Here is a 17,843-nt window from a genome sequence, read left to right as displayed (position 1 = left end):
TACTGTATACAAAGGTATACAAAATGAGATTTCTATCTAATAATGTTAAGTCCGACAGAATATTGTATACTTACTTTTACAGGATTAACTATTAAAGGAGAGAATAATTTGTCTTTAGAAAATGAATTAGAACAAAAAAGTAATCAAATCTATAGAGACTCTTACCAAATGTCTATTGGTGAATTAATTAACATTTACAGAGATGAAGAAATGGACATCCATCCAGAATTTCAAAGGCTATTTCGCTGGAATAACTTTCAAAAAACTCGTTTGATTGAATCAGTAATGCTGAATATTCCAATACCTCAAATTTTTGTTAGCCAAAATGAAGACGGAGTATGGGATATTATCGACGGTGTTCAACGTTTGTCTACTATTTTTCAATTCGTAGGAATCCTTAAAGACGAAAACAACAATTTAGTGCCACCTTTAGTTCTAGAAAAAACGGAATCCCTACCTTCTTTTGAAGGTTTAACTTGGAATTCTGGTGACTTATGCTTTACAAAAAAACAACAACTAGATTTTAAAAGATCTAGATTTGACATCACAATAATGAAAAAAGAAAGTGATTCCAATACTAAGTATGAGTTATTTCAACGACTTAACACTGGAGGAACCTCTTTAACTGGACAAGAGGTTAGAAATTGCTTAATTATTATGAGTAATAAAAGTTACTATGATTTTCTGTTGGAGTTAGAAAAAAATTCAGATTTTTTACAAACTATTCCAATTACCTCAAGAAAAGAAGACGAGCAATATCGTCTGGAGTTGATACTGCGCCTTCTAATAAGCTTAAATTTTGATTTTGATAAAATAAATAACTATAATGACTTTTCTCAATTATTAGATAAAGAAGCGATTCATATGTGTGAAAATAACTCTTTAGATGAAAAAGAGTTCCAGGCTAAATTCAATACTTCGTTCAAAATTCTCAATAATTTGTTTGGGGAAGACTCTTTCAAAAAATATCATCATGATAAATTTAGCGGACCTTTCCTAGCATCTTCTTTTCAAACAATATCAACTGGTATGTTAGCTAATATTGATGAAATAGAAAAACTTCCTGATGTTAATACATGGTTGTCAGAGAAAATTAAAGATATTTATGATAATCCTATATTTCTAAAAAATACTACTCCCGGTGCACGAGCTATTCCTAGATTCAAAGAGTTGTCACAATTTGGAATAGCACATTTTAAACCATGAAAATTAAATCTGTAAATAAACTGAATGATTTAATTGATGAAGATTTATCTTGGAGAAAAATTGAAATTTCATCTACAAAAAAAATTATTCAGAAGGCTAATGGATTAGCAAAAGAAACAGCTTTACGTGCTGGAGTAGCACTTCTTTATGCCCACTGGGAAGGTAGCATTAAAAATATGTGCACCTATTATTTAACTTATGTTTCTCAATTAAAGCTTCCATACTCTCAGTTAAAAGATAACTTTGTGGCACTTGCCATGAAAAAGAAAATCACTGAATTCAATACCACTCACAAGAATGAATATCATACGCAATTTATAGGAGAAATATTTTCTTGCAAAAACCAACAAGCTAAAATTCCATGCGAATCTATAATTAACACTGAGAGTAATTTAAACTCGATAGTATTCATGAATATCATGAATACTATCGGCCTAAGCTACACTGAATATTCATTAAAGTTTAAATTAATTGACGAGGTTCTTTTAGCAAATAGGAACTCCATTGCTCATGGGGAAAAAATTTCATACTATATTGATGAAGATCGATACTTTGAATTATGTGAAAAAATTATAGAAATCATAGATAAGGTTTCTATACAAATTTTAAATGCCGCAGTCCAAAAAGAATATCTATCTAGTAGAACTAGCTAATATGTCTGTAACAACTTATTATCCTTTTGAGCAATTACTTTATGGAAGCTCTACAACATCCCTATCTTGATGTTGTAGAGCTTCTGTATCTTTAAATTCTATCAGTATCAAATTGCCGAACAGCTTTAATAAATCGTTCAGATAAAATTTGATAGCAATCTTCATCAAAAGAACCTTTAGTATCTTTTGATAGCTTAACTAACAAATATTCAAAACGTTGAAATAACTGTGTCATTGCTTGAATATCGCCTTTTTGTGCTTTAATAATAAGTTTTGTTAACTCTGCATATTCATCCATCGCTCTCTCCCCTTATTTGTTTATTAAAAATTAGATAAGGAGGTGGACGTATACGTTTTCTATCTATTTGATATAAAAAGACTTTCTTAATTTTTTTATTATAGCTTTTCGCTTTTTTGAAACCGCTTGACTAGTTATGTTCAGCTCTTTAGCAATCGAAGGATCTTTTTTTCCTGCAATATATCTCTCAAATAAAATAAATTTTTCATCGTAAGAAAGATTTTCTATTGCATTAATTAATTCCACATTATCAAATAGTACAACAAACGCTTCCATTTTGAATTCAGTAAGTTCCTCAAAAAATTTAAAAGATTTATCCTCAATACTCTCAAGAAGATTTTCATCACTCATTAAATCGATACGGTTTTTAACTACATTACGCATATAATTTTTCTTCTCGTTAGTTAATACTTTTTGAATGTAACATATGAATAAATAACCTATCTCTCTTTCTTTAGTCATATCAGTTACTTCCTTTTTGATTTGTATTGCCAATAACCTCTGCCAACTTTTTCAACTGAAAAATTATTTGAATCCATTATTCTGGGTAAAATATTGTTAGAAAAATTGTTATATAAAATATGCACATCATACTCGTTTATCAATTGATCAAATAATTCTTTGCTCCTAATTGGATATTCGGAGCTTTTTAAAATTTCAACAACATACCCAGCAATTCGTTCAAAGGGATAATATTTTCTTTTCTTCGAATAGCTTATTTTTTTCTTGAATTTATTTTCTTGTTTATCTAAAAATTCATTTTTTGTACTTTCGTGTTCTTTAAACTTATTAATTTTTGAAGTCATAGACAATGTATCTAGTTTAACTTTTAGATCATAATATTGCTTACTCAATTCCCTGCGCTCTTCAACTATTTCTCTCATTAAAGCATAAATTATTTTCTTTTCCTCATCCATGTTCACCCCTCCTATATTTTTATTTTCTTCATAGATAAATAACCTCAAAAAAGTAAAAATGAAACCTTTAAAAAAAAAGAAAGTGATAATCTATAGAATCATCACTTCAAGTTAGTATTAAAATGTTTTGTTTACATTCTATAAGAGGAGAAAATATTTTTATTAAATATTAATTTAAACAGTTAAATGTAAATTATTATTTTTACTGTATGGAAAAAGGACGTACCATAAATACGCCCTCTTAAAATTTGTAAATAATTGAAAACAAAAAATTTTCAATACCAATAATTTACTATTTTTTTAGAATAACAATCTCTTTATAATATGGCTCCTTCTTCCGGTGTTATATTTGAATCTGCCTTCTTTATTTTGAATAATGTAATAACCTTTTTATTTCTTTTTGTATATGTTACTTCAACCTTATTATTAGTTCTCAGTAAGCTTAGAACAATTAGTTTATTCTTATTTTCTTTAGACAGTCCAAGTTCTTCCAGCAACTCTTCAAAAGTTAGCTGACTTTGCTTGTCCATTAATACCTTTTCAATTTCTTCTTGATTTACACACATCTACAAATACTCCTTTTTCTGAGATGCACTACTCGTCTTCGTTACGTCTTTTAACTCTGTTCATTAGAATGATCACAATTAAACATATAAAAACAACTCCTATAATTGTATAGATATAAGTTACAGAAGTTCCTGTATTTGGAAGAAATTTTTTTAATCCACTATGTGATTCACCACTTCCTCCATGCGTACTTCCTTTAATTATATCTTCACTGCTACTTGAATTTTTACTTCCATCAACACTACTGTCTGTTGAGCTATCAACACTACTGTCCTCGTTAGTATCACTTGTTTGAACCTCATAAAAACCTACGTTACCTTCAGATTTTGAACTGTTTCCTGTTTGCGCTGCTACCGACTGTGCAGTAAACCCTAGACTAAATAATACAAGCACTACTACCATTAAAATATTCTTTTTTTTCAATGTTCTCTCTCCTTATTACTTTTATAATATTTTTTCTGCGATACTCACGTAGTATCTAGCCTATTCATTTACTACAGAATCAGACAACGTCCATTCTAAAACCGCTTGGTACGTATCAGCTAAAGCTTCTCCAGTAAAAACTTTCAAATTTAATCCAGACGAATCTTCCCACCCTTGAGAAATATTTTTAACATCATGTGTTGTACTCGTCCCGCTACATACTATTCTAGATTCTGTTTCACTAATAACTTGTTTATTACCATCTTCTAATATATAACTTAATTCTCCACCTAGCTTGTGATTACTATTTTTCCCAGTAAATGGTGAAGTAAGTTGAGCAGATATACTCCAAGAGGATCCTAATGTTCTTAAGTCTTGAATTTTTAAAGCTCCTGTAAATGAAGCTAGTCCATAAGTTTCATTTGTATTTGATAATTGATGACTCCCAAAATTTACTTCAGATGGTGCTTCAATAAATAATAGTTCTCCATTATATACATAGGTTACGGTTTGCTCTTCCTTGTTAAACACCCCTTTAGCATTTTCTGGAAGTTGTGTTTCATCTAATGTATAGTTATCAATCTTAAGTTTATACTCAGGCGTTGTTACATCGTATTCTTCATTTACTTTTCCATTAAGAACTTGGCTTTCATGAATCTCATCACCATCAGTATCCACGTACTTAACTATAACAGATGCTGGTTCTTCATTGGGATCTTCAACTTCTATTTCTGATTCGCATTCCATGTCCACTTCATTATGAGTAGTACTATCGTTCGCTGTAATGGATGCTATATTTAATATCTTATGATTCTCTACTTGATCATTTATTGTGCCATTATATTTTACTTTCATTCCCATTTGATTTTCAAATTCACCAAAAGAAATCTGTATCTTCTGATCTGTATTTTCGATTATCTGTACAGTATTGGTAATTTCACTTTCATTTCCTTCTGCATCCACTTCAAAAACTTGTAAGCTTTCTTTATTATAAGAGAAGCCTTTAGGCATATTATCCTCCAAAATAACTTCCGTTAGTCTACCTGATTCTTTTACATTTTTGTAAGTAATAGAATACTCTAAAGAATCCCCGATATAATTCAAATTAGACTCATTTCCACGTGTGAGGTTTTTAACAGTTTTTTCCCCTTCAGCAGAGTATGCTCTTTTAAAAGCTCCAGAAACACCAGAGACATACTCGCCCTTACTTGTTTTCAACACTGATTTTTGTCTAAACGGAATTAGTTTTTTTTCTCCAATTACACCTGGTTTTAATGCAAATTCAAAGCGTAAGCCTAAATCGCCCTTCTCAGTGTTCCGATTCAAATAATTTGGTAGCGTGCTTAAATCATAATGTACATGAACTGAATGAGAACTTTCATCATATTCATAATCAGGAAAACTACTTGGATCAGCAGTTACATAGTTCTGACCACTCCCAGCTTTTGGAGGATAAGTAGCCAAACCTTTATCTCCTGTCCCCTTAAACTCCAACAGTTCATCTAGCTCAAGCGTGACATCCAAACTTTCAAATGTACCTATACGGTTTGTAGCTAAACCTAATTTCTGTAAACCACTTCTAGCATCTATCCACAACCTTCCTTGCTGAGCCCATTTCTGATCTTCATAGTATGGTGCTATAAAAAAATCATCTTCTGTTGTATTGTGGTTTCCTCCATAAAAAGCACCACTCCCATCACTCACCCAAGGCATCGCCCGTAAATAACGGCTTTCTCCCGATCCATTGCTTTCTGAATTTTCCCAGTAATGATCTTCGATAGTGTCATCCAGTGCATAGACCTGCTTAACATTGGTTAAAACACCCATAATTGCTATCAATGTTATCAAATATTTTAAAACTTTATCTTTCAAATTACTTCTACTCCTCTTCCGTCTTATTACGTTCTAACTTTCTATTCAATTGCCTAATTTTCTCGTTTTTCTTTGCATTATTGTTCATATAAAACCCTACAAGAACTAGAATAACCATGAGCAAAATTACTGCAATAATTATATAAATATTTTTCATACTCTTTTTAGGTGCTACTGCCTTTTTATTTAATGATTTACTCTCTTTTTTATCAATCTTAAATGCTTTATTAAATGACCATTTCTGTTCTTTTGAAACAATTGTCACTTGTGCTGTGTATTCACCAGGTGCAAATTCCTTATCTTTTGTACTTAATTCATAATTATATACAGAATTCGGTGCTATTTGTCCGTTTTCTTTTTTATCCGAATAAACTACCTTTTTACTCCCCTTAGAAAATACTTTGGCATCAACAATAACTTTATTTAAAAAACCAGGACTTGCGTTTTCAATAGGTATTTTGATAGAATTTCTACCATTAATTTGATCTGCACTAATTTCTCCCAAAGATACATCATTTTTAGTTATTTCTTTATCACCATTTAAAACAACAGCAATCGTATAGGCATATTGATTTTTCACTGCCATACTACTTTTTGATGTACTTTTTTCCTCCATAGGTTGCTGTACGAAGTTTAACCCACCTGCTACTACACCAGAAAAAGCCTTTTCTGGCATTGTCACTTTAAATTTAACCTGTTTTTCTTCCCCAGGATTCAACTCAACTTTTGTAACATCTGGCTTAATTATTTGAGTAATATCATTCACCAAATTAATATTTTTGAAATTTTTACTATTCTTGTATTCTACTACTCCATTTGAGTTAGTTGTTGTCTTATCTACATACGTATCTATTGTTATCTCATGATTACTGATGTTTTTCACTGTAACCATTAAGTTATCTTCACTGTTAGGTTCCAACTGTAAATCAAAGTATGAAACATCTTTATTTTTCTGATGTGCTGAAGGATTAACTTGAATACTATAATCCACTCCTGATGCAAATGTATCTTGCTCACCCATAACTATAATAAAAACTAGCGCTACCAAACTAAATAAAATTTTAACTATATTTTTCATAATTGAACCTTTCCAAAAAGTAAAAATTTGCCAATAAGATCTTTGCTAACATTCATCTCATTGGCAAATTCTACTATTTTTAATTAAGCATTATCCACTGTGTCATTTAATGACCAAGTTAAAGTTGTTGAATAGCTACCAATAACTTTTGACGTATCTCCTGGAACACTTAAAGTTACACTATCGGTATCAAACAATTCGACTGTTTTACCAGCACCTTCACCATTTGCGGCTGTCAAAATAGTAGCTGTTTCTCCAGTTGGTTTCAATGCAACATTTTCACTGACTGTAGCTGTTCCTTGTGAATCTGCATCTAATGTAGGTGTTACAAATGTAATTTGAGCATTTTCTAATTCGGAATCTCCATTTTTAAATTGTGCTTCTTGTGCCACTTGTACTGTCCATCCAGCTAATGTTCCACGGATATCTTGAACGGATGTTTTAGCTGCTGTTTTATTTCCATATTCTTCATCATCAGCTGAAATTGGATTATTTCCAAAATCCAAGTCTGCTACTTCTGTTAAAGTTAAAGCTCCATCTGCTGGAGTAGTGAAGCCTACTGTACCGTCTGTTGTATTAGTATCAATTTCTGCTGCTGATACTCCCGCCCCAATTGCTAAAGTTCCTAATACTGCTGCTGTTGTTAATAATGTTTTTTTCATTTCTTTTTTTTCCCTTCTTTTCCTAATTAATTATTTATGATTAAGCTAAATATTTAGCAATAACCCTTATTTAATACAGACTTCTCTATTAATCATTTGCAACGCTATCAGAAATTGTCCATTCAAGAACTGCTGTGTAAGCATCTACTAATGCAGTTCCTGATTTTACGTGCAATTGAAATCCAGATTCATCTCCCCAAGTATCAGAGATACTTTTGATTTCGTGGTCTTCTGTTTTATCAGAATAAATAACCGTTGATTCCTTATCGCTAATTGTTTGAGTCAATCCTGTTGAATCTATATAATTTAATGCATCTGCTAACGAACCACCTTGTCTTTCACCAACAAATGGTTGTTTCAGTTGAACAGCAATCTCATAAGTAGAACCTAATTTTTTTAAACTTTGGACTTCTAAATTTCCCGCATGGCTTGCTACTGCATAATTTTCATCATTTTTTGACAACGAATGTTCGCCAAAACTAATAACTGCCGGTACCTCTTTAAATAACACTGTTCCAGCATAAGTATAAGTGATTGTTTGATTTTCTTCTGTATATGTTCCTGTTTCTTCACCTTCTACTTTTGAAAAAGTATAGCCTTCTATTTCTTGTGGGCTTGTTTGATAAGGCTCTCCTATCGCACCACTGAGTATAGTGTCTTCTGCAATTTTCTCTCCGTCTTCATCTTTATAACTTACAGTAACTGTGCCTTCTTCGGGTGCAGAATCATCTTTATAAATGTAAGTAACAGTGACACCAGCTATCGTAAACACTCCTGTAGCATTATCGGGGAATCGATCTTCGTCTAATGTATACCCAGGGATTTCTAAGAGAAACCTGCTTGTAGTGACATCATATTCTAGACCACTTGTACCTATATCTTTTTTAGGCGGATGTATTTCTTTTCCTTTAGTATCTTTATACTCCACTGTTAATTTTTGTTGGTTAATTAATTCTTGTACATACGTACCTGGCTTTGATCCGTCATACTCAGCCATAAATTGTTTGCTTGAACTAAACCTCACCTCGTCATCATCAACATATATCCAATTTGAGGTATAATTGGGATTAGTACTTAGCATAATAAGATCACTCTCTGAAATAATGGTTTTAGCTCCAAGTGTCAAGCCTCTTAGTGCCGGCTGACCCTTTTGACCCGACGCTACACTATAGTAAGTAAAAAGCATTTCACTTTTATTAGCATTTGTTAAATCCAATCCCGAAATGTCTAAGTTATTTATTTTTGCATTCTTAAACATGCCTTTAACATTATCCGGCATGCCTTTAATATTACTTAAATCCAAGAATTCTAATCCATCATTAACAAAAAAATCAGTCTTTTTACTGACATACATACTAGTATTTTTAAACATATTACTAGCACTTTTTAAATTTGTAGAACCCAAGGCACTAGAATTTTCTATATTTTCAAGCTTAGCACATCCCGCAAACATACTATCGGTTTGCTCTAAACTTGTCATCTTAGAGCCAGTGAAATCTACAGTTTTCAGAGTTCCATAAGTTCCAAATTGTCCAACTCCTGTAGGATCCACAAACATACGTGCTGCATTCTTTAAATTAGATAAATCTAGATTTCGCATATAAATCGATTCTACGGTAAAGTTTTGACTAAACATATCCGCCGTATTTTCAACGTTATGAGTATCCCAGCCAGAAATATCAATAGTTTTTACATTGTAACTCTTAAACATGTTCGACATATCTGTAACTTGACTAGTATTTAATTTTTCCAAGCCTTGAATTGATTTTATTTCGTTGGGTTCCTTTGCTTTATCTCCTCCTGAAACCGATGCAAAGAAAAAGCCTGAATAAGGTTGTAACACCACTTCTCCTTCGAATATGATTGTCAGCGGTGAAGTATTGCTTGTATAGTTGCTATATGGAAAGGTATGTTTACCTTTTCTATCACCTTCTGGGGCCTCACCGGCTCCTATATGAAGGATATTCGTGTTTGGCTCTAGTTCATATGGACAAGTCCCCCACACTCCAGATATACGAGTTTCTTTCTCGTTAGTAGTTTCTGTACTAGCAGTTTCTTTACTATTCTTTGTCGTACTATCAGTATTTTCAACAAATTCTTCTGTTGTAGATTCACCACTTGTTGATGAGATCTCTGCTGTATCATTTATAGATGAATCTAATAAATTTTCTTGATTAGTATTAGAGGAAGTTTCTGTAACTGTTTGTGTCTCAGAAGTACTCTCTGTCTCAACAGCTCGTGATATTAGTGGGACACATATTGTTGCAGATGCCAACATACCTACAAAACTAATTGCTTTTAATTTGCTTCTCATTTTCTCCTCCTAATTTATCTATAATTGTATTTATCCGTAACGACAAAATATAGTTTACTCATTTCACAAGAATAAAGGTGATAAAAAAACGACCCTAAAGTTTCCTTTTTCTTGCGAAACATTCTTTTATTCGTTATTTTTTTATTATCAATAAAAGAAAGGACGTTATAATTATGAGAATCGTTTATAACAAAAATTGGAAAAATTTAGAAACAATAAATGTAGGGTATGCTAGAGTTAGCTCTAGTGACGATCGTCAAAAACTAGGTTTACAAGTTCAAATTGATTCACTCAAGACATGTGACATTATATTTACGGAAAAAGATAGCGGAGGGAAAGATTCACGGCCTGAATTAAATAATGCTCTTGCATTAGCAAAAAAACTAGCAAATAAAGGAAAACAAGTAATTTTCATCATTTACAAGCTAGATAGGTTGACAAGAAAAATGACTACTTTAAATCATATTGTGGAAGATTTAACTGAAAATAATATTAAGCTAGTTAGCTTACAAGAAAATATTGAAACGAGTTCCTTAGTCGGTAAATTGTTATGTACTGTATTGGGTTTTGTAGCAGAAATAGAACTAGATAATATTAAAATGCGTACTGCTGCAGGACTAAAAAAAGCCAAAGAAAACGGAGTTATACTGGGGAATAAACCATTAACTACAAAGCAAGTTGAAAATATATTGTCATTGTATACATCAAGTAATCTGACAGTTAAAGAAATTTCACAGCAATTAAACTTAAGCGAAAGTTCCATCTATAAAGTTGCTAGGATTAATGGGGTATCCAGAAAACAAAAAATATTTATGAACGATTAACTAATCGTACACTTTTTTATCTAAACAAGTTCTTATGATATAATTGTGTAGATAATTTCTTCACTCTGTGCCAAACGGACGCGTTTGAAGAAGTACCTTATTCAAATTAAATAAACCATTAATTCAGCTAGATTAGATGCGAAATTTTGCCTAATAGCTGTTTTTTTATTATGTAATCCCAACCTTCTTCAAACGTCCGTTTGAAGAAGTCTGTACCCCTTATCTATCTTAAATCAAAATATCCCAACTTATTTATAGTTATCTAATATATACAATTGGGGACGATAATTTTGATGGAAAACACACTTTTTGAAAAAAAACATATTTATTCAATACATTTACTGAAATATCTGTATGAAAAACAAGAATTTGTTTTAATTGAAGATTTAGCAATGAATTTAAAAATTAATAGAAAATCCGTAACTCAATACTTAAACAATATTCAAGCTATCATATCTCAATCAAAAAAATTAAATGATGATATCCTCAAAATTCAAAACAGACAAGGCGCCTATTTTTCTGGAACTCCTTTTGAGTATAATTATATTTGTAAACAAATACTCAAATCTTCATTGACCTTTGAAATATTGGAAGTTCTTTTTTTTAAAAACGAGCCTTCCCTTGTTTCTTTCTGTCGAAATAATTTCACTACCGATTCCAGTGTTCGCTTAAAAATAAAAAAGCTCAATATGCTTGCTGAAAAACAAAATATACACATTTATATTTCAAAAGGACTTATAAAAGTTTCAGGAGAAGAAAGTCAAATCAGATACTTTGCCTACATTCTATTTTGGAAATTTTTCAAGGGAATTGAATGGCCCTTCCCACAACTAGACGAAGTCAAAATAAAAGAATCTGCAATAAATATTTTATCTAAACTAAATATTCCAGCCACAAATATTTCTGTACGATCTTTGATGTACATCATTGCTATAAATATTAGTAGATCACGTTCACATTTTCCTATAGAATCTGACTTTGGATACTTCCTTATGCCTGATCTTCCAATCATTGATTCTTCTATATATAATTTAATAGAACATGAGCTTGGATTGCCTCGTCCGTTACTTGAAAATGAACTACGATATTTAACTATTCAATTGCTGGGATATCCACAATTTTATTTATATTCTGACATGTTTTCAAAATTGCAAGCATATTTAAAAAGTAGTACATCTCCTATTTCTAAAATGTATACGAAAGCGATTAAACTATTTAATACAAGTATAGACTGGACACTTCTTTCTATAGAAGAGAAACATATAAGTGAAGCAACTATCATGGCTGCACTTATATCTTCATTTCTTTTTCCAAATTTTAGTTTCAATTCACTGGGTACCTATTCTGGAAATGTTCTCCGCCAACATGTTCCAAAATTAATGGATAAGATGGATACTTATATAAATCAAATTGTTGGAGATATCACATTTCCGTTCAATAAAAATTATCTAGTCGCTCATTTAACAGAAGCATACTGTTATGTACACAATTATATTGACGTAGAAAAATGTATATATTTTACATTAGAAAGTGATTTCGACTTCATAACACATCAATTACTAATAAAAAAATAGAGCAATTTTTAAATGTATTTTTCAACGTAAAATATGTTAAAAACTCCCTCTCTAATCCTGACTTTGCAATACAAACAATCGAATTATCTAAAAATAGAACGCAAGATATTCCGACTTTTGTAATGAAGAAACCAATTAAAATAAATGAGTTTTCTCTTTTGCTCAACTGGGTACAAACTAATTTTCCATCACAAATACAAAATTAATAAAAACAAAAAAGTTCGATCTAATAACTGAAGATGTAGTTATTAAATCGAACTTTTTTAGCTATAAAATAATTTTAATGCCAAATTTTCAAAGAAATAATCATAGCACTCTATTTTTGTAATGTCTTTCAATCCAGGATAAATACTTTCGGCTTCTTTTACAACGTTTGCATCTTCTTTTACCACAATTAATCTACGAAAAGATAAATTTTTTTCTGAAGTAAAGCCAACTGCATACATTGAAAATCTATCCATTATCAAAAACTCTATTTTTTCTTCACCATTAATTAATTCACTAGAAATATGTCCGTGCAAAAAATATTCTAAGGATTCTTCTTGTTTAAGAGCCACTAATTTTTGAATTTCCTCTTGACTTTTATCAGCATCTGTAACAATTCGATGAAGAACATTATTTTCCTTATCAAAAATATGATAAATACTGCAATCTATCATTTTTTTTAATACTCTCATTCAGACAACTCCAATCTTTATTTTCTATGTAACAGAGCATACTCTTATTTTTCTTTTATTTGTACTAAATTTTAGGATGCATATCTTCCCTTTTTTTAATTTGTATGCTCCCCTCTTCATAAGAATATAGCTTTAAAACAATAACATGGGATGATTGACTGACTTTCTAAACATTTGACATTATTTCCCCTCAAAAATCCTTGTTTACTAAATTTTCACAAAAAATAACTACGTGGAATTAATGTTTTGCTACAAAAAAATAGCTTTTCACGAAAATATTGTTTACATTTTTGCGAGAAGCTATTTATTTTCTGTTTGACTGTTTTTACTAGTTCACTTCTTTATCAGTTATTTTAAAACAACTTTTACGATATTACTGGTTTTATAGTTAGATTTCACTTGAAGATAAAGTGTTTCACCTGTTTTAGGATTATAGTTTGATCATTTAGTTAGTGTGAATTTCCCATTACTGTCTGCTTGTGTTTGAAAATAATCAATCAAATTGCCTTTTTCAATTGCAAAGTAAATACATACACCAAACTTCTTTGCGCCAAAAAAAGGAACTCTAGAAGTTATTTATAGGAAAAATTAAATACAGAATATTTTTCCATGGATATTAATACAGTGCTCCTTTTAATGATTATTAGTCGATTGAGTTAAAAACAAAGATTGTTTCTTTTCTTGACAATCTACATTTTCTTATTGAACAATAATCCAATTTCCCTGCTTTTCAAGCAACAATTGAAACTGTGAAATTTGTATCGCCTTGGTCTCCTTATCCAAATATTTGACAGAAACTGCTACTCTGACTTTTTTATCTTCTTTTTGGTATATCGGTTGAATTAATTCTGAAAATACTAACTCTTTTTCAATTGATTTTAAGGATTTGTTACTAACATAATAGTCTAACTCTTTTTGGCTAGCTTTAGGATACAATCGGAAAAATGTTTCTAAAAATGTTGTGATTTCTTCATTTGTTTTACTATCAATTGTCCCATCATTCTCTAGCTGTTTTGGTTCATACTTTGACTTTTCTGTTTTAGAAGTAAGTGTTGGATTTTGTGTAATCACCATATCACCATTTGTCTCCACATGAATAGTTAATTTATATGCAGAGGTAAGATTCGTTGTTTTTTTATTTTCAGTTATCCCTTGTTCTACAGAAAAAAGTACAGTATAGGTTTCTTTACTTACTTGTTCAATCTCCCAAAACTGAACATCTCTAACTGTTGCAGTAGTTGGTATGTCCACTCGAATCATTTCTTGATTAAGTTCTTGTAACGCTGGCGTTAAATATTTTTCAAGCTCTTTGTTTCGCTGTTCCAATACTTCGGGTATCTGTTGCCAAGAATAATAAGTTTTAACAAAATTCTCCACAAAACTTTGAATTTTAGTTGTATCAACTAAGGTTAGTTGAATGACTTCTTTCTCTTTTATCGTATGCGTATCAATTGCAGTAAAATTCTTATACACGCCAAAACTAAGGCTAGCCAATAATAATCCCCAAAGGAAGACAGTTGATTTTCGTTTTAAGCCTACATGAATTGTTTTGGCTTTCTGTTCCTTGTTAATTTTAGTTGCTCTTTTTATTTCAAATTTCATAGTTATCCTTCTTTCTTTAAGTATAAACTCTTCCTACACCGATTAGATGGCTTTGCCAGTAAGAATCGGTTAAATCTGCATATCCAATTGGATCTCCAGCATGGTACATTTGATTATTCCCAAGATAAATGCCAACATGCGTCACATATGTTCCTGCATCATACGTAGAATGAAAAAAGACCAAATCTCCTGCTTTTCCTTCTGAAAGAGGAAAGTGTTTCGTTTCATCATACTGTGCTTGTGCAACACGAGATAACACAATTCCTGCTTTTCCGTAACACCATTGAGTCAAGCCCGAACAATCAAATGATGTTTCCGGGGTTGACCCTCCAAATACGTAAGGAAATCCTTGATATTTCAATGCTTCATCCATAATTTTCTGAACAATCTCATCATCAAAATGGATACTCCCACCTAAAAACTGAGAAACTAATTTTACATAGAACTGATTCCCATAGTTATACCGCCAGCCGCCATTAACTGGAATGGCAATTGGATTGGGATAAGCGACTTTTACTCCACCAGATTTCTCTTTTGAAAAACTTTCTGCCAGCTCATAAGAATATTTTTTCCCACGAATACTTACATAAGAAATAAATCCGCCGCCATAATTATACGATTGAATCACTGTATCAATATCACAACCGTTTGCTTCCATACTTTTCACTAATTCTGAAAAATATTTGCAGCCTTGCTTAATGGATTCTTCTGTGGATAGACTATTTGGTGGTAATCCTAGCGATTCAGAACTCTGCATCACATCTTCTACAGTTCCTCCTGATTCCACTTGAATAATCGCTAAGATATAGTTGACATACTCTTCAATACCAAATTCTTTACAATATTTCTCGACCATTGGCTTATGCTTAAGTACTTCGACAGAAACATTGCTACCACCATTATTATTTGTCACATTTTCTTCTAAGCTTTCATCTGAAAGTAAAATAGCTACAAAAAACAACAACCCAAACAAAAAGAAAAACAGCCCTGAAAATCCTATCGTAAATTTAGCCTTTAGCATTTTCATCATTTACGACGTCCTTTCTTTTGTTTGGTAGAAATTCCTTTAGGTACCTTGTTTGAATTATTCATAGCTATTACTTGTTTCCGTTGATGATTTTTAGTTATTTCTCTTTTCTTTACAGTTGGACGCTTTACAGCTTTTCTAAACTCCTCTTGCGTACGTTTCGGTGCTCTACGAGGAGGTATATTGATTCGTTCATGTGTAGCTTTTGCTAGTTTCTTGGGCTGTTGTGAAATAGAGTTCTTCTCCTGTAATTTTTCTTTAAGGGACTGTTGTGGATTTTGACGAAGTTGTTTTGCTCTTTCCATTTCCAATCTCCGTTGTGCAATAGTTGCTTGCCGCTGTTTTCGTTGATTTAATCGTTCTTGTTGCCTTATTTGTTGTGTATTCCCCACTGTCTGTTGGAAGTCAGTCAAGTTCCGAACCATCTTTTGCTTTCCTTTATACGCAGCATACTTTGTATTCGTTGGAAGTTCTCTTGCTTTCTCCATTGGACGTTTTACATTATCTATCACTCGATTTTTACTATCTAAAACAATTCCTACCTGTTTACCTAATCTTTTTCCTGCCGTTGTTCTAATAGGAGTTGCTTGTTCCTGATGGTTGTTTTTAGAAATAACATTTTTTTGATTTGGTCGAGTGTGGGTATCCGTAGATGCTCTGACATTTTTATTCGTTTTTGGCTGAAGATACTTCTTTTTATCTCCGCCCATTGAACGAGTTATTTTTCTTTGTAACTGTCTAGTTTGACGACTCATCATCTGTCTTGGTCTACGCATCATTTGTCGTCCCATACTTTGTAAATCTCCTCCTTGCAAAGCAAAAAGACTCATCAAATCCCCTAGTTTGAAATAAATACCACCAAAAGTTACCATTTGTAAAAACGCAATTAAAAAGAATGGAGAATTTGTTGATAGAGTATACAACATGGTAGAGATGCTGAACGCAACAGTAATAATTAGCGTAATTCCTGCACGTGCCATGATTGTATTAAATAGCTTTGTAATTGCTCTTTTGGATGTTCCTTCAAAAGTAGGAACCATACTCATCAAAAAGCTAACAGGTAAAAACATAGCATAAAGAATAAACAACACTTGAGAAAAAATCATGGTTGCAGTGAGTAAAAAAACAAAAGCAGAGATACCAATATTAAAGAAAAAGAGGAAAAAAACAGTTCCCAAACGATTAATTGTTTTTGTAATCGTCAAGTTACTATTGTCTTTTTCCTCAATTTCCGTTTTAATAATCTCTTCTCGATCTTTACCATCATTCAAATTCGGACTTGCTGAAATTAATTCTTCTACACGTTCTTCACCAAGGGATTCTTTATCCGAATCACCATATTGCAAAAGTAACCAAGGTTGTTCGACTTGAATGGAGAATAAGGCATCTCGAATCAAATCTACACTGTCTTTTCCTTTACTTTCAGAATGAGGCAAAATCATCTTTGTTCCAATATCCAAGCTAGCAGTACTGACATCTTTAGAAAAATCGTTAATTTTTTTAATGTAATCAGGTGCATATGCAATGAATGAAGCTGATAAAATAAAAACAACGATAAAATTTATTACTGAACGTGTGGCTTTACTTGTTTCTCGTTTGATTAAACCTGTATAAGCCACGTAAATCCCTATTATTAAAACTAAAAGAAGTAAGAAACCCACATAAAATCCCGAATTTGAAAAACCATTCGCACTTACTCCAGAAATTGTTTGCATGTTTTTCCCAATCGCTTCTGCAGTATCAGTAATAAAATCTAACTTGTAGGCTTCTTGTATTAAGTATCCTGTTGCATTGGATAAATAAAGTGAGATTGTCCAAATAAAATTGGTAATAGCGTATAATCCATACATGACTTGTTTTCCAATACCATCTCCCCAGTTCCACGGCAGCCAATCCCAACTACTATCTACATAAAAATCCAATTGAAAATTATCTAATGGGTATTGGGAATAACGATTATTTGCATTGATAGTATCATCTACAAGACCAGTTGCTTGAGCAATGGTTCCAACAGAAAGTAATAAGAAAAAAAGAAATCCTATCGTAACAACTAAATATTTAGCCATACGTAGTAATTTCTTATGAGTAATCATCCATTTTTTTATTTTTTCGCAAAAGTTTGTGTACCTTCGTTGCCACTTTTTTCCGT

The 17,843-nt window shown here is 31.7% G+C and carries 17 protein-coding genes; 4 read left to right on the top strand and 13 right to left on the bottom strand.

From position 1 onward, the window contains the following. Positions 1–42: 42 nt before the first annotated feature. Complete coding sequence (locus tag IGL36_RS03760; protein WP_430609060.1) at positions 43–1,206, top strand: DUF262 domain-containing protein; 1,164 nt, start codon at positions 43–45, stop codon at positions 1,204–1,206. Continuing rightward, complete coding sequence (locus tag IGL36_RS03755; protein WP_129238645.1) at positions 1,203–1,859, top strand: MAE_28990/MAE_18760 family HEPN-like nuclease; 657 nt, start codon at positions 1,203–1,205, stop codon at positions 1,857–1,859. The genes IGL36_RS03760 and IGL36_RS03755 overlap by 4 nt, the downstream gene beginning before the upstream one ends. Positions 1,860–1,950: 91 nt before the next feature. Here IGL36_RS03755 and IGL36_RS03750 read toward each other — a convergent pair whose 3' ends face one another. The 9 genes from IGL36_RS03750 to IGL36_RS03710 form a co-directional block, all read right to left on the bottom strand. Continuing rightward, the gene (locus tag IGL36_RS03750; RefSeq protein ID WP_129238644.1) at positions 1,951–2,157 is read right to left on the bottom strand and encodes a helix-turn-helix domain-containing protein; all 207 of its coding nucleotides are present in this window, start codon (positions 2,155–2,157) and stop codon (positions 1,951–1,953) included. A 63-nt stretch (positions 2,158–2,220) separates the two neighbouring features. After that, positions 2,221–2,619, bottom strand: a complete 399-nt coding sequence (locus IGL36_RS03745) for a sigma-70 family RNA polymerase sigma factor (RefSeq protein WP_129238643.1) — start codon at positions 2,617–2,619, stop codon at positions 2,221–2,223. Between the two features lie 5 nt (positions 2,620–2,624). After that, positions 2,625–3,074, bottom strand: a complete 450-nt coding sequence (locus IGL36_RS03740) for a hypothetical protein (protein ID WP_129238642.1) — start codon at positions 3,072–3,074, stop codon at positions 2,625–2,627. A 317-nt stretch (positions 3,075–3,391) separates the two neighbouring features. Further along, positions 3,392–3,640 carry a hypothetical protein gene (locus tag IGL36_RS03735; RefSeq protein ID WP_129238641.1) on the bottom strand — a complete coding sequence of 83 codons (249 nt, stop codon included), beginning with the start codon at positions 3,638–3,640 and terminating at the stop codon, positions 3,392–3,394. Between the two features lie 28 nt (positions 3,641–3,668). Further along, entirely contained in the window at positions 3,669–4,064 is a 396-nt protein-coding gene (locus IGL36_RS03730; RefSeq protein ID WP_289861558.1) for an LPXTG cell wall anchor domain-containing protein, read from the bottom strand. Between the two features lie 60 nt (positions 4,065–4,124). Then, on the bottom strand, positions 4,125–5,936 hold the full coding sequence (locus tag IGL36_RS03725) for a MucBP domain-containing protein (RefSeq protein WP_129238639.1): 1,812 nt from the start codon (positions 5,934–5,936) through the stop codon (positions 4,125–4,127). A 7-nt stretch (positions 5,937–5,943) separates the two neighbouring features. Then, positions 5,944–7,014 (bottom strand): DUF916 and DUF3324 domain-containing protein, encoded by a 1,071-nt coding sequence (locus tag IGL36_RS03720; protein WP_129321613.1) that lies wholly within the window; start codon positions 7,012–7,014, stop codon positions 5,944–5,946. A gap of 83 nt (positions 7,015–7,097) precedes the next feature. Continuing rightward, positions 7,098–7,676 carry a WxL domain-containing protein gene (locus tag IGL36_RS03715; RefSeq protein WP_129238637.1) on the bottom strand — a complete coding sequence of 193 codons (579 nt, stop codon included), beginning with the start codon at positions 7,674–7,676 and terminating at the stop codon, positions 7,098–7,100. A gap of 88 nt (positions 7,677–7,764) precedes the next feature. Continuing rightward, on the bottom strand, positions 7,765–9,990 hold the full coding sequence (locus IGL36_RS03710) for a MucBP domain-containing protein (RefSeq protein WP_129238636.1): 2,226 nt from the start codon (positions 9,988–9,990) through the stop codon (positions 7,765–7,767). A gap of 173 nt (positions 9,991–10,163) precedes the next feature. On the opposite strand from IGL36_RS03710, the gene IGL36_RS03705 reads away from it, so the two are divergent. Together IGL36_RS03705 and IGL36_RS03700 are read left to right on the top strand one after the other, a co-directional pair. Next, complete coding sequence (locus IGL36_RS03705) at positions 10,164–10,814, top strand: recombinase family protein (RefSeq protein WP_129238635.1); 651 nt, start codon at positions 10,164–10,166, stop codon at positions 10,812–10,814. A 293-nt stretch (positions 10,815–11,107) separates the two neighbouring features. Continuing rightward, positions 11,108–12,388, top strand: a complete 1,281-nt coding sequence (locus tag IGL36_RS03700) for a helix-turn-helix domain-containing protein (RefSeq protein ID WP_430608844.1) — start codon at positions 11,108–11,110, stop codon at positions 12,386–12,388. A 263-nt stretch (positions 12,389–12,651) separates the two neighbouring features. Here the strand turns inward: IGL36_RS03700 and IGL36_RS03695 are convergent, their stop codons facing one another. The 4 genes from IGL36_RS03695 to IGL36_RS03680 form a co-directional block, all read right to left on the bottom strand. Beyond that, complete coding sequence (locus tag IGL36_RS03695; protein WP_129238633.1) at positions 12,652–13,065, bottom strand: hypothetical protein; 414 nt, start codon at positions 13,063–13,065, stop codon at positions 12,652–12,654. A 699-nt stretch (positions 13,066–13,764) separates the two neighbouring features. Further along, positions 13,765–14,667, bottom strand: coding sequence for a conjugal transfer protein (locus tag IGL36_RS03690; RefSeq protein WP_129238632.1), 903 nt, complete (start codon positions 14,665–14,667; stop codon positions 13,765–13,767). 16 nt (positions 14,668–14,683) lie between these two features. Then, the gene (locus tag IGL36_RS03685) at positions 14,684–15,688 is read right to left on the bottom strand and encodes a lysozyme family protein (protein ID WP_277750872.1); all 1,005 of its coding nucleotides are present in this window, start codon (positions 15,686–15,688) and stop codon (positions 14,684–14,686) included. A 5-nt stretch (positions 15,689–15,693) separates the two neighbouring features. Beyond that, positions 15,694–17,787 carry a CD3337/EF1877 family mobilome membrane protein gene (locus IGL36_RS03680; protein WP_164973227.1) on the bottom strand — a complete coding sequence of 698 codons (2,094 nt, stop codon included), beginning with the start codon at positions 17,785–17,787 and terminating at the stop codon, positions 15,694–15,696. Positions 17,788–17,843: the final 56 nt, after the last annotated feature.

The sequence above is a fragment of the Enterococcus sp. AZ011 genome (assembly GCF_050548355.1).
Lineage (GTDB): Bacteria > Bacillota > Bacilli > Lactobacillales > Enterococcaceae > Enterococcus > Enterococcus faecalis.
Note: the sequence above shows the minus strand (reverse complement) of the source record. Positions and strands in the feature narration are given on the sequence as shown.

Excerpts from the sequence above, each read along its gene's own strand:
- IGL36_RS03695 (WP_129238633.1), bottom strand. The coding sequence starts at position 13,065 with ATGAGAGTATTAAAAAAAATGATAGATTGCAGTATTTATCATATTTTT.
- IGL36_RS03750 (WP_129238644.1), bottom strand. The coding sequence starts at position 2,157 with ATGGATGAATATGCAGAGTTAACAAAACTTATTATTAAAGCACAAAAA.
- IGL36_RS03745 (WP_129238643.1), bottom strand. The coding sequence starts at position 2,619 with ATGACTAAAGAAAGAGAGATAGGTTATTTATTCATATGTTACATTCAA.
- IGL36_RS03740 (WP_129238642.1), bottom strand. The coding sequence starts at position 3,074 with ATGGATGAGGAAAAGAAAATAATTTATGCTTTAATGAGAGAAATAGTT.
- IGL36_RS03680 (WP_164973227.1), bottom strand. The coding sequence starts at position 17,787 with ATGATTACTCATAAGAAATTACTACGTATGGCTAAATATTTAGTTGTT.
- IGL36_RS03700 (WP_430608844.1), top strand. The coding sequence starts at position 11,108 with ATGGAAAACACACTTTTTGAAAAAAAACATATTTATTCAATACATTTA.
- IGL36_RS03715 (WP_129238637.1), bottom strand. The coding sequence starts at position 7,676 with ATGAAAAAAACATTATTAACAACAGCAGCAGTATTAGGAACTTTAGCA.
- IGL36_RS03720 (WP_129321613.1), bottom strand. The coding sequence starts at position 7,014 with ATGAAAAATATAGTTAAAATTTTATTTAGTTTGGTAGCGCTAGTTTTT.
- IGL36_RS03690 (WP_129238632.1), bottom strand. The coding sequence starts at position 14,667 with ATGAAATTTGAAATAAAAAGAGCAACTAAAATTAACAAGGAACAGAAA.
- IGL36_RS03685 (WP_277750872.1), bottom strand. The coding sequence starts at position 15,688 with ATGCTAAAGGCTAAATTTACGATAGGATTTTCAGGGCTGTTTTTCTTT.
- IGL36_RS03755 (WP_129238645.1), top strand. The coding sequence starts at position 1,203 with ATGAAAATTAAATCTGTAAATAAACTGAATGATTTAATTGATGAAGAT.
- IGL36_RS03705 (WP_129238635.1), top strand. The coding sequence starts at position 10,164 with ATGAGAATCGTTTATAACAAAAATTGGAAAAATTTAGAAACAATAAAT.
- IGL36_RS03760 (WP_430609060.1), top strand. The coding sequence starts at position 43 with ATGTTAAGTCCGACAGAATATTGTATACTTACTTTTACAGGATTAACT.
- IGL36_RS03710 (WP_129238636.1), bottom strand. The coding sequence starts at position 9,990 with ATGAGAAGCAAATTAAAAGCAATTAGTTTTGTAGGTATGTTGGCATCT.
- IGL36_RS03735 (WP_129238641.1), bottom strand. The coding sequence starts at position 3,640 with ATGTGTGTAAATCAAGAAGAAATTGAAAAGGTATTAATGGACAAGCAA.